Annotated in this window: 14 protein-coding genes; 7 read left to right on the top strand and 7 right to left on the bottom strand. The window is 66.7% G+C overall.

Translation table 11 applies throughout. The features are described 5' to 3' along the window. A partial coding sequence (locus BMX17_RS21515) for a helix-turn-helix domain-containing protein (RefSeq protein WP_139203638.1) occupies positions 1-289 on the bottom strand: 289 nt, incomplete at its 3' end. Positions 290-435: 146 nt separating this feature from the next. Here BMX17_RS21515 and BMX17_RS21510 point away from each other — a divergent pair. Continuing rightward, positions 436-666, top strand: a complete 231-nt coding sequence (locus BMX17_RS21510; protein ID WP_092663969.1) for a hypothetical protein — start codon at positions 436-438, stop codon at positions 664-666. A gap of 28 nt (positions 667-694) precedes the next feature. On the opposite strand, the gene BMX17_RS21505 is transcribed toward BMX17_RS21510, so the two are convergent. Further along, entirely contained in the window at positions 695-1,021 is a 327-nt protein-coding gene (locus BMX17_RS21505) for a ribbon-helix-helix protein (RefSeq protein WP_092663967.1), read from the bottom strand. Positions 1,022-1,140: 119 nt separating this feature from the next. Here BMX17_RS21505 and BMX17_RS21500 point away from each other — a divergent pair, with 119 nt between their 5' ends. Further along, positions 1,141-2,064 carry an HhH-GPD family protein gene (locus tag BMX17_RS21500; protein WP_092663965.1) on the top strand — a complete coding sequence of 308 codons (924 nt, stop codon included), beginning with the start codon at positions 1,141-1,143 and terminating at the stop codon, positions 2,062-2,064. A gap of 12 nt (positions 2,065-2,076) precedes the next feature. Here BMX17_RS21500 and BMX17_RS21495 read toward each other — a convergent pair whose 3' ends face one another. From BMX17_RS21495 to BMX17_RS21485, 3 genes are all read right to left on the bottom strand, one after another. Next, on the bottom strand, positions 2,077-2,793 hold the full coding sequence (locus BMX17_RS21495) for a methyltransferase domain-containing protein (protein ID WP_092663963.1): 717 nt from the start codon (positions 2,791-2,793) through the stop codon (positions 2,077-2,079). 37 nt (positions 2,794-2,830) lie between these two features. After that, positions 2,831-3,289, bottom strand: coding sequence for a DUF2267 domain-containing protein (locus BMX17_RS21490; RefSeq protein ID WP_092663961.1), 459 nt, complete (start codon positions 3,287-3,289; stop codon positions 2,831-2,833). A gap of 91 nt (positions 3,290-3,380) precedes the next feature. Continuing rightward, positions 3,381-3,701, bottom strand: a complete 321-nt coding sequence (locus BMX17_RS21485) for a hypothetical protein (protein WP_092663959.1) — start codon at positions 3,699-3,701, stop codon at positions 3,381-3,383. Between the two features lie 114 nt (positions 3,702-3,815). Between BMX17_RS21485 and BMX17_RS21480 the strand changes: the two genes are divergently transcribed. From BMX17_RS21480 to BMX17_RS21465, 4 genes are all read left to right on the top strand, one after another. Beyond that, positions 3,816-4,406 carry an NADPH-dependent FMN reductase gene (locus tag BMX17_RS21480; protein WP_092663957.1) on the top strand — a complete coding sequence of 197 codons (591 nt, stop codon included), beginning with the start codon at positions 3,816-3,818 and terminating at the stop codon, positions 4,404-4,406. A gap of 65 nt (positions 4,407-4,471) precedes the next feature. After that, complete coding sequence (locus BMX17_RS21475) at positions 4,472-5,083, top strand: YIP1 family protein (protein ID WP_092663955.1); 612 nt, start codon at positions 4,472-4,474, stop codon at positions 5,081-5,083. A gap of 23 nt (positions 5,084-5,106) precedes the next feature. After that, positions 5,107-5,370, top strand: coding sequence for a hypothetical protein (locus tag BMX17_RS21470; protein WP_092663953.1), 264 nt, complete (start codon positions 5,107-5,109; stop codon positions 5,368-5,370). Positions 5,371-5,485: 115 nt separating this feature from the next. After that, positions 5,486-7,636, top strand: coding sequence for a DHH family phosphoesterase (locus tag BMX17_RS21465; protein ID WP_092663951.1), 2,151 nt, complete (start codon positions 5,486-5,488; stop codon positions 7,634-7,636). 30 nt (positions 7,637-7,666) lie between these two features. Here the strand turns inward: BMX17_RS21465 and BMX17_RS21460 are convergent, their stop codons facing one another. Continuing rightward, positions 7,667-8,011, bottom strand: a complete 345-nt coding sequence (locus tag BMX17_RS21460) for a hypothetical protein (RefSeq protein WP_139203637.1) — start codon at positions 8,009-8,011, stop codon at positions 7,667-7,669. Between the two features lie 149 nt (positions 8,012-8,160). Between BMX17_RS21460 and BMX17_RS21455 the strand changes: the two genes are divergently transcribed. Further along, positions 8,161-9,822, top strand: coding sequence for a tRNA uridine(34) 5-carboxymethylaminomethyl modification radical SAM/GNAT enzyme Elp3 (locus tag BMX17_RS21455; RefSeq protein ID WP_092663947.1), 1,662 nt, complete (start codon positions 8,161-8,163; stop codon positions 9,820-9,822). Positions 9,823-9,836: 14 nt separating this feature from the next. Here BMX17_RS21455 and BMX17_RS21450 read toward each other — a convergent pair whose 3' ends face one another. Further along, positions 9,837-10,238, bottom strand: coding sequence for a DUF7994 family protein (locus BMX17_RS21450; RefSeq protein ID WP_092663945.1), 402 nt, complete (start codon positions 10,236-10,238; stop codon positions 9,837-9,839). Positions 10,239-10,281: the final 43 nt, after the last annotated feature.

Genomic DNA, 10,281 nt, shown 5'->3' with positions numbered 1-10,281 from the left:
CGTGAACAGTTGCTTCGAATTCTTTTTGCTGTGATTCTGGGAGTTTTCGTTTTCTCCCAGTTCGCTTATCATCAGATACAGCCTGCTCAAGCGACTCGTCAGTGTCGAGTCGCTTGAGCCAGCTATAGATTGTGCGCCGCTGAACGTCGTACCACTCGGCTAGCTCGCTCTGCGTAACACCGTTCTTGTACGCAATAGCCGCTAAGAGTCGCTGTGTCGGCTTCTTCTCGTCTACGTTGTCGAGGGCATCTTGCAGTTCCTCGACGGAGATCTCGTCGAGATGATCCATTATCTCTTGCAACACACTGTGGGCAGAAAGTTCTAACGGTTACTATAGCAGCGGCCGTCGACGCGGCCAGTTGACCCGGCAACTGTGGTCGGTTCGTTCTCGATGTCTGACGAAGATTTACAAGGTGTGGTGTGGTACCATCCCTCATGTCTTCGGAGCCGGCCGGAACGGACGACGGCGTCGCGCCGCAGGGACAGGAGTTCACGGTCACGGGAGACAACACGTTCGAGTTCATGCTGGGGCCGATGACTGGCATCTCCTGTCCTGCCTGTTTCAGGGATATGTTGCTGAAGGACGTGATTCGGGAGGGTGAGTGCAACAGTTGCGGCGCGGATTTAGAGCTGTCGCTGACGGCCGAAACGGGAGATCAGCCGTAGGTGAGCGACGCCGCGCGAACGCGACCGTTCAGAACTGGTAGCGTCGGTCGTCTTTCTGCTGTTGCTGGGGGAACTGACCGCCGGTCATCTCCTCGAAGGTCATTCCGGAGAGGTACTCGTCGTAGGTCACGTCGTAGGCGTTCCGGAGGTGGAAATCGAGGTTCCCGGTCTCGACGGCGGTCTGGAACTGCATATGGACGGCCCGACGGAGCAGTTCGCCCACGTCGTCGGGTTCCATCGCGGCGACGAGCATCGCGAGTTCGTTGCGCGTCTCCCGGTCGAGCTCCACGTCGAGGGACTCGCCCAGGTCCGCGTAATTGGCTTCCACGTCGTCTTTGAGATCGTCCAGGCTCATGGCCGGGACGTGACGGCGGCCGAGGAAACCGCTTTCGGCTGGTCCCCGTGACATCCACCGTTCGCAGGGTCGGGCCGGAACCGCCACGCGTAAGCGGGGATCGGCCCTACGCCGTGTCGATGAGCGAGGACGCTCCCGCGGCGCTGTCCGGGGTGGACCAGACGGCCGTCAGGACGGCGCTGATCGAGTGGTACGAGGCGGACCACCGGGACTACCCCTGGCGGCGGACCGAAGACCCCTACGAGATTCTGGTCTCGGAGGTGATGAGCCAGCAGACTCAGCTCGACCGCGTGGTCGACGCCTGGGAGTCGTTTCTGGACCGCTGGCCCACCGTCGCCGACCTGGCCGCGGCCGAGCGCGCGGACGTGGTCGGCTTCTGGACCAGTCACAGCCTCGGCTACAACAACCGCGCGAAGTACCTCCACGAGGCCGCCGAGCAGGTCCTGACCGACCACGACGGCGAGTTCCCCCGCGACCCGGACGAACTCTCCGAGCTGATGGGCGTCGGTCCCTACACGGCCAACGCGGTCGCCTCCTTCGCGTTCAACAACGGCGACGCTGTGGTCGACACGAACGTCAAGCGCGTCCTCCACCGTGCCTTCGACGTCGAGGACGACGACAGCGCCTTCGAGCGGGCGGCCCGGCGACTCATGCCCGAGGGCGAGTCCCGCGTCTGGAACAACGCGATCATGGAACTCGGCGGGGTGGCCTGCGAGAAGACGCCCAGTTGCGACGCGGCGGGCTGTCCCTGGCGGGAGTTCTGTCACGCCTACGAGACCGGCGACTTCACCGCGCCGGACGTGCCCACCCAGCCCGAGTTCGAGGGCAGCCGCCGACAGATGCGCGGCCGTGTCGTGAGCGCGCTCAAGGACGACCGGGAACTCGCGCTGGACGACCTGGGGCCGAAAGTCCGCGTCGACTACGTGCCCGACGGCGAGTACGGCCGCGAGTGGTTGCGCGGCCTCCTCTCGGATCTGGCCGACGACGGGCTGGTCGCCGTCGACGAGCGCGACGGCGAGGCCGTCGCCCGCCTCCGGAAGTAGCGGCCGCTCGGCTCACGCCGTCCCGACGACCCACCGCCAGCGCTGTTCGACGGTCCCATCCAGCTCGGCCAGCAGGTCGTTCGCTCGGTCGATCCGCTCTTCGGTCGACAGCTTCGGGTAGAGCCGGGCCGCCATCGCCGGGATCGAGTGGAACCGCCGCACGTCCTCGGCGGTCGTCGCGAACCGCCAGATCCCGGTCTCGACCGTGAACGCCGACTCGAGCGCCGTCCGGACTGCACCCGCGTCGGCCGGTGACCGGGAGGTCCGGTCGAGCTCGGCGAACACGTCGGTGCCGTCCGCTTGCACCCAACCCAGCGGGGCGACCGCCCCGACGACGCCGCCCGGGTGGAGGACGCGTGCGGCCTCGCGGGCCGCGGCCTCGGGCTCGGGCGTGAGAAAGAGCGAGGCCGTGAAAGCCACGGCGTCGAACGCTCCGTCGGTGAAGGGGAGGGCGTCGAAGTCCCCCTGCACGGGTTCGCCGTCCGCGACCTCACGCAACATATCGTGACTGAGATCGAGCGCGACCGTCCGGTTCTCGTCGTCGGTGAACACGCGCGTACTGATCCCCGTTCCGGCACCGGCGTCCAGAATCGCGTCGAACGCGCCCGTCCGCCGGGCCATCTCCGCTCGCAGGAGTCGCGCGAGGGTGGTGAACCGGTTCGTTCGGCGTTCGTAGGCGTCGTACGCGGTGACGCTCTCGTCGAAGTTCGCCCGGACGGCCTCTTTCATATCCCGGCTCAGGGCCAGCGCCGAAATAGTGCTTCCGTCAGTCGCCGCCCTGTGGGCCGCCGCCGACCGCCCGCTCCTGGCTCTCGCTCCACCCGCCGGCGTCGACGATCTCGAAGAGTTGCCCCCAGTTCTCGCTCTCTTGGCTCTCGGGGAGCTGGTCGCGCAGTTGCTGGAAGTCCGACTCGGGCACGACCTCGGCGACCAGATCCACGATGACCCGGGCGTGATACGCCACCTCGGCTTTATCCTGCCCGTCGATCTCGCTGACGCGCTCGAGGAATTCGGTCCAGTCGAATCGCTCCCCGTGGCTGTCGACCGCGCCCGTGGGATACCACTTGATCTCGAGCGGGAGCGAGGCGGCGAAATCCTCGGCGGCGTCGGCCGGGATCCGCTGGCCCAGCGTCGACAGCGTCGCACGGATCGCACGGACCGCGTGGCCGGTCCCCGGGAGTTCGAGCCGATGCTGTACCTGGCCGGTGAACTCGTCGAAGTCCATGTCACTGGCGACGCCGACCGGAACAATAAACGCGGGTCGTCGTTCTCGCCAGTAGGTAGACCTTACCTGTCGTCCCGACGACGTGCCGCAGTCAGTCGAGTCGCTGCCAGCGGTCCGACGCCTCCAGCGCCGGCAGTGCGTTCGCCAGGTCCACCTTCGCGGCCCCGTAGAACCGGCCCCGGCCGACCGGCGTCCGGATACGCATGACGACGGTGCCATCGGTCACGGAGAAGACGGCGAGTCGCCACTGGCTCTCCGTGTCCGTCCAGCGGCTCCGAAGCGTCGCTGTCTCGTCGTCGACAGTTCGGGACCCGAGCTCCCAGCTCAACCGATTCAGCTGTGGGATGTCGAACGGGACTACGGTCGGCAACTCGACGCATGGGGATTCACCTCGGGAGCCACGTGCAGCCATACCACAGGAACCGGCCAACGACACGAAAAATCTGACTATTTTCCGCTCGGCGAGCCAGCCACAGTGGGCCGACCCCGACCGGTATTTATCCGAGGCCGGTACCACAGGACAGCCATGTCACGACCACGTATCGTCGCGATCTGCGGGAGTCTTCGCGACGAGAGCCACACTCGAAAAGGCCTCGAACACGCCCTCGATCGGGCCGCCGAGACCGGCGGCGAGACGGAACTGCTCGACCTCCGAACGTGGGACCTGCCCGTCTACGACGCCGACGCGAGCGAGGCGGGCGACGCCACAGCCTTCACCGAACGGGTGCGCGCGGCCGACGCTCTCCTCCTCGGAACGCCCGTGTATCACGGCTCCTACGCCACGCCGCTGAAGAACGCGCTGGATTACTGTGGGTTCGACGAGTTCGAGAACAAGACCGTGGGGCTGCTCGCCGTCGCGGGCGGGAGCTTTCCCATCACTGCACTGGAGCACCTGCGGTCGGTCTGTCGGGCGCTGAACGCCTGGGTCCTCCCCCACCAGGCCGCGATCCCGCGAGCCGGCGATGCCTTCGAAGGCGACGCGGCGGACTGGCGGTTCGTCGACGAGGGCGCGGCCGATCGGGTCGCCGTGCTGGGCGAACGGGCCGTCGAGTACGCGACGATCGAGCCCGATCCCCCTTGCATGGAGAGCACGGAGAACGTCGGCGCGGACGACTGACCGGCCGGCTGGCGAGGGCGACCGGAACCCGCAACCGTCAAGCCCGGAGGCTCCGTACTATCGGTGTGACCCAGTGGGTCGAGAATCCGACGGGCGGGCGGGACCGCGGCCCGGTCGCGCTTGCGCGGGCGTGGGCCGAGGTGCTGGTCCGTCCCCGCCGGTTCTTTCGGGCGGGTATCGCGCCCGGCGATCAGGCGCCGGGGCTGATCTTCGCGGCCGTCGTCGTCCTGATCGAGGAACTGACGCGCCTCGCGCTGATCCCGGACGTGTATCCCGTGGTCGCCGGCCAGCCGATCGCCTCCCGGGCCCTGTTTCTCGCACTCGCGGTCGTTCTGGTGATGCCGGCGGCGTTGCACCTGACCGCGGCGCTCCAGACGCTCATCCTGATGGCGATCGCACCTGACCGCGGCGGCGTCAGCGAGACGGTGCAGGTGCTGGCCTACTCGACCGCACCCTGCGTGTTCGCCGGCCCGGCGATTCCCGAGTTGCGGGTGGCCTGTACGGCGGTCGGTGTTGTCCTGCTCGTCGTCGGGATGGCCGAGGTCCACGACCTGCCCTACTGGAAAGCGGTCCCGGTCGTCGCCGTGCCGGCGGCTATCGTCTTCGGCTACGGGTTCCGTGGCTTCGGGGCCGCGAGTGCGGTGCTGACTGAGGTCGGGCTCGCCCTACCGTTTTAATCGGTGGCGGGCGAAGGCCCGGTATGCTCAGTCTGCAACTCGAGGAGTTCATGATCGAACTCAAAGAGGGATCGATCAAGAACGTGGGGCCGACGAACAAAGCGGCAACGGCGAAACTGTACGACGTCGAGGGCGTGGACGTACGGGAGTTCGGCGACAAGCGGGTGAAACTCGCCTTCGAGGACGGCGAGGGCAACGAACTGGAGGTCGCGCTGTTCCCCGAGGAGGCCCGCGAGATCGCCCGCGGGATCGAGATGCTGGAGGAGGAAAGCGACGTGTTCGAGTGATGGGCTGGCCGGTGTGATCGGGAGCAGTGTCGGGTGTTCACGTGCCACCGAGGGTGACGAGAGTCCCCGGCGCAATTCGACAACAGTTTTAGGCCGGGTCTGTTTGCTTCCGGTAATGGGAAGCTGTATCATTTGCGGAACGTCTGTCGAAGGGCACATCTGCGAGACACACCAGCAGGACGTGGTCTTCGAGTTCCGCGGTACGAACGCAGACCAGCTGACGCCGGGGCGATTCTATCGAGGCACGGTCGACGGATACGCCGAATTCGGCGTCTTCGTGGACATCGCGGACCGGGTGACCGGTCTCCTCCACCGGAGTGAACTCGACCAGCGACTCGAGAGCCTCGACTGGGAGCCCGGAGACACCGTCTTCGTCCAGGTCAAGAACGTGCGTGACAACGGGAACATCGACCTCGGGTGGTCGATCCGCCAGTCCGAACGGGAGTTCCGGGGCACGCTGATCGACGACCCCGACGAGGACTTCGCCCTGCTGAAAGAGAACGTCGAAGACGACGAGGGCGAGGACGAGGACGAGGACGACGATGGGCCGGTCCGCCAAACGGTGGGTCAGGTCCCCGACAAGAGCGAGCGCGACGACGCGCGGGAGACGGGCCAGACCGGCGCACCCGCCACCGACGACGATTCGGGATCCGAGGGCGACGACACCGAAACCGAGACAGAGACCGCCGACGCCGGTGGCTCCGGCGGTGCGGCCGTCGTCGAGGCCGAACCACAGACCGACGGCGAGCAGTCCGCCGTCGAGCGCACGCAGGTGGCCGTCGAGACGCTCGAGGACCGCGTCGGCGACGACGTGCGCATCGAGGGCGAGGTCGCCGACATCCGCCAGACCAGCGGCCCGACCGTCTTCGAGCTTCGTGACGAGACCGATGTGGTCGACTGTGCCGCGTTCAAGGAAGCGGGCGTCCGCGCCTACCCCGAAGTCGAGGAGGGTGACCTCGTCAGGCTCGACGGTGAGGTCCGCCGTCGCCGCGGCGAACTCCAGGTCGAGACCGAGGCGCTGGTCGTCCTCGAAGACGACGAACACGCGGCCGTCTCCGAGCGGATGGCCGACGCGCTGACCGAGCAGGCCCGCCCCGAGGATGTGGCACCGCTGGCCGACGATCCCGCGGTCGACGCCGTTATCGACGGCGTGCGCGAAGCCGCGACCGCGATCCGCCGTGCGGTCCTCGAAGACCGGCCGGTCGTCGTCCGGCACAACGCTACCGTCGACGGCTACATCGGCGGTGTCGCCGTCGAACGCGCGACGCTCCCGCTGGTCCGCGACCAGCACGGTTCGGCCGACGCCGAATACCACTACTTCGACCGCCGGCCCCTCGAAGACGGCGTCTACGATATGCAGGACGCCACCCAGGACGTGACGGGGATGCTCGACAACCGCGAGCGCCACGACGAGAAACTGCCCCTGTTCGTCTTCGTCGCCGCGGGCGCGACCCGCGAGTCGATGGACGGCTTCGATATGCTCTCCGTCTACGACGCCGACCGCGTGGTCCTCGACGCCGCCGAGGCCGACCCCGAGGTCGGCGACGCCGTCGACACGCTGGTCTCGCCGTCGCTGACCGACAGCGACGCCGAGACGACCGCGAGCGCCATCGCCGCGACCGTCGCCGCCCACGTCGACGAGGACGTGCGCGAGGAGATCGGTCACCTCCCCGCCGTGAGCTTCTGGGAGGACGCCCCGGACTCCTACGTCGACCTGGCCGCCGAGGCCGGCTACGACGAGGACGACACGCGCGAGATCCGCGAGGCCATCGCGCTGGAAGCCTACTACCAGTCCTACGAGGACAAACGCGAGTTGATCGCCGACCTCCTCTTCCCCGAGACCGACGACGAGCGTGGGCTGGCAGGTCACGTCAGCGAGCAGTTCCGGACGAAGATGGATGCGGAGGTCGAGACCGCGGAGGCGAACCTCGAATATCGTGACGTGGACGGCATCGAGGTCGCCGTGCTGGACACGGACGCCTTCGCGCACCGCTACGAGTTCCCGCCGACGAACCTCCTGCTGGACGCACTGTTCCGCCGTCACCGCGACGACGTGGACGTGGTCGTCGGGCTCGCCTCCGACGAACTCTACCTGCGCTCCACCTCGGCACTCGACGTGCGCGCGGTCGCGGCGACCGCCGCCGAGGAAGCCCCGAACGCAGGACTCCACGCCAAGAGCACCCGTGACGGCTGTCTCGAGTTCCTCTCGGGCGAGCGCGACGCCGTGCTGGACGCCGTGCTGGACGCGGTCGCCGACGTGGCGTAGAGAGTCGGTGTCTCAGGCGTCGAGACGACCTCAGATTGATTCTTTCGAGACGTTCCACTCACCGCTGGCAGCGTTGAGCTCGAAGGTCCGACTGCCCCGTTCCGAACTGATAGTGAACCGTGGGCGAGAGATCTCGTACTGATTGACCATCGCCAGTTCGATCTCTTCTCGAACGGTGTCGAACCGCAGTGTCTGTCGCCCGTTCGCGAAGTAAACGCCGACGCGCATCGTCGACCGCTGTGGTGTCGGTTCGAAGGCACAGAACATCGTCGACTCGCCGTCGACCTCGACTTCGCCGTTCGTGCGCTTGGCCAGGGCGTGGAAGTCACGTCTGAACGGCTCTCGTATCTCTCCGTCGTCCCAGATATCGTTCATGTGCGGAGCGTTTCCGGGGAGTTCGTGGGCGACCCAAATCAAGATATGGCCGAAATCGAAGTCGACCACCGTGACCCGTGGCTCCACGCACAGATAACCCGAGCCGACACCCTTATTCTCGCGACGCGTCCACTACTGACCAAGCGGCAATGAGTACGGAGACGACCGACCCGACCGAGACGGAGGCGTTCGAGCAGGTCTGTGAGGAACTCGTGAACCGGATCCTCGCGGGCGAACTGGAACGCGACGAGGTCGAGCAGGCCAAGCTGGAGGTCTGTTCGGAGTTCTCCTCGCCGAAGGTCCCCAAGAACTCGGAACTGCTCGACTACGTGCCCTTCGAACGCCGGGAGGAGTTGGAGGAGGTTCTCCAGCGCAAGCCCGTCCGGACCGCGTCGGGTGTCTCCCCCGTCGCCATCATGACTTCGCCCGAGCGGTGCCCCCACGGGAAGTGTCTCTACTGTCCCGGCGGGCCCGATTCGGAGTTCTCCAGCGCCCAGAGCTACACGGGCCACGAGCCCGCGGCAGCCCGCGGGAAGCAGAACGACTACGATCCCTACGGGCAGGTCACGCTCAGACTCGAACAGCTCAGGGAGATCGGCCACCCGGTCGACAAGGTCGAACTCATCCTGATGGGCGGGACGATGACCGCCCGGTCGCACGACTACCAGGAGTGGTTCGTCAAGCGGGCCATCGAGGCGATGAACGACTACGACGCCGACACCCAGCCCGAACCCGCCGAGGGCGAGAGCTTCGCCGAGGCTCCCGAGAACGTGGAGTTCAGCTACCTCGAAGACGTGATCGCCGAGAACGAGGTCGGCGACGTGCGCAACGTCGCGACCACGTTCGAGACCAAGCCCGACTGGTGTGACCCCGAGCAGATCGACCGGATGCTCGATCTGGGCGGGACGAAGGTCGAAGTCGGCGTCCAGACCACCTTCGAGCGGATCAACCGCGAGATGCACCGCGGGCACGGCGTGCAGGCCTCCATCGACGCCAACCGCCGCCTGCGGGACTCGGGGTTCAAGGTCGGCTTCCACATGATGCCCGGCCAGCCCGGGATGAGCAAGGAGATGTGTCTCGAAGATTTCCGCCGCATCTTCGAGGAATCCGAGTGGCGGCCCGACTATCTCAAGATCTACCCCACGCTGATCGTCGAGGGCACGGCGACCTACGACATGTACCACCGCGACGAGTTCGACCCCCTCGGCAACGAGGAAGCCGCCGAACTCGTCGCCGAGATCAAGTCGATGATCCCCGAGTACACCCGCCTCCAGCGCGTCCAGCGGGACATCCCCGCGGACTTCATCGAGGGCGGCGTCTGGAAGTCCAACCTCAGACAGCTGGCCCGCCAGCGGATGGAGGAGCACGACTGGACCTGCGACTGTATCCGCTGTCGCGAGGTCGGGATGAACGACGAGGAGCCCGAGCAGGTGGAACTGCAGAAACTCGAATACGAGGCTGGCGGCGGCACCGAACACTTCCTCTCCTTCGAGGATCCCGAGAAGGACCTCCTGATCGGCTTCTGTCGGGTGCGAGAGCCCAACGACCCGGTGCGAAAAGAGCTGGAGAACGCTGCGCTGGTGCGGGAACTCCACGTGTACGGGAGCCAGGTCGGCGTGGGCCAGCAGAGCGAGGCCGACCAGCACCAGCACCGCGGCTACGGCCGACGGTTGCTGGAACGGGCCGAACAGCTGGCGGTCGAGAACGGCTACGAGAAGCTATCGGTCCTCTCGGGGATCGGCGTCCGGCAGTACTACCGGGAGAAACTGGACTACTATCAGGACGGGCCGTACGTGTCCAAGCGGCTGTAGCCGTTTCGGTGAATTCAGAGCGCGGATTCGCCGTCGCTGCCGAGCGAGACGTAGCGGCTCCCACGAAGTACGTCGACGCCGATGAACACGAGGACGAGGCCGCCGACGATTCCGGCGATCAGGAACGTGTACTCGGTCGTCGTGGCCGTCCCCGCCAGCACGGGATTCACCAGCGTCAGGGGGAAGCCAAGCCCGAGGGCCACGTCCGCGCCGCCGACGAACTGGTGCCAGGAGATGGTCCAGTCCCCAACCTCAACTTCGTCCCGGCGGGCCGCGACGACGAACAGCAGGCCGCCGATCCCGAGCAGGAGTGTGCCGACGGCGTTGTAGGGGTCGTCGGTGATTCCCAGCAGGAGCGTCGGGAACGAGGTCACGGCCAGCACGACCCCGGCGATCAGGTAGATTCTGCGTCGCATGGCCCCACATCCCCACCCCAGGGCAAAGAAGCTCCCGACAGCG

The sequence above is a fragment of the Halorientalis persicus genome (genome assembly GCF_900110215.1).
GTDB classification, from domain to species: Archaea; Halobacteriota; Halobacteria; order Halobacteriales; family Haloarculaceae; genus Halorientalis; species Halorientalis persica.
This window is presented reverse-complemented; position numbering and strand designations above follow the sequence as displayed.

What these genes read in the sequence shown, in the direction of transcription:
- BMX17_RS21510 (WP_092663969.1), top strand. Translation starts at nt 436, where the DNA reads ATGTCTTCGGAGCCGGCCGGAACGGACGACGGCGTCGCGCCGCAGGGA.
- BMX17_RS21505 (WP_092663967.1), bottom strand. Translation starts at nt 1,021, where the DNA reads ATGAGCCTGGACGATCTCAAAGACGACGTGGAAGCCAATTACGCGGAC.
- BMX17_RS21500 (WP_092663965.1), top strand. Translation starts at nt 1,141, where the DNA reads ATGAGCGAGGACGCTCCCGCGGCGCTGTCCGGGGTGGACCAGACGGCC.
- BMX17_RS21495 (WP_092663963.1), bottom strand. Translation starts at nt 2,793, where the DNA reads ATGAAAGAGGCCGTCCGGGCGAACTTCGACGAGAGCGTCACCGCGTAC.
- BMX17_RS21490 (WP_092663961.1), bottom strand. Translation starts at nt 3,289, where the DNA reads ATGGACTTCGACGAGTTCACCGGCCAGGTACAGCATCGGCTCGAACTC.
- BMX17_RS21485 (WP_092663959.1), bottom strand. Translation starts at nt 3,701, where the DNA reads ATGGCTGCACGTGGCTCCCGAGGTGAATCCCCATGCGTCGAGTTGCCG.
- BMX17_RS21480 (WP_092663957.1), top strand. Translation starts at nt 3,816, where the DNA reads ATGTCACGACCACGTATCGTCGCGATCTGCGGGAGTCTTCGCGACGAG.
- BMX17_RS21470 (WP_092663953.1), top strand. Translation starts at nt 5,107, where the DNA reads ATGCTCAGTCTGCAACTCGAGGAGTTCATGATCGAACTCAAAGAGGGA.
- BMX17_RS21465 (WP_092663951.1), top strand. Translation starts at nt 5,486, where the DNA reads ATGGGAAGCTGTATCATTTGCGGAACGTCTGTCGAAGGGCACATCTGC.
- BMX17_RS21460 (WP_139203637.1), bottom strand. Translation starts at nt 8,011, where the DNA reads ATGAACGATATCTGGGACGACGGAGAGATACGAGAGCCGTTCAGACGT.
- BMX17_RS21455 (WP_092663947.1), top strand. Translation starts at nt 8,161, where the DNA reads ATGAGTACGGAGACGACCGACCCGACCGAGACGGAGGCGTTCGAGCAG.
- BMX17_RS21450 (WP_092663945.1), bottom strand. Translation starts at nt 10,238, where the DNA reads ATGCGACGCAGAATCTACCTGATCGCCGGGGTCGTGCTGGCCGTGACC.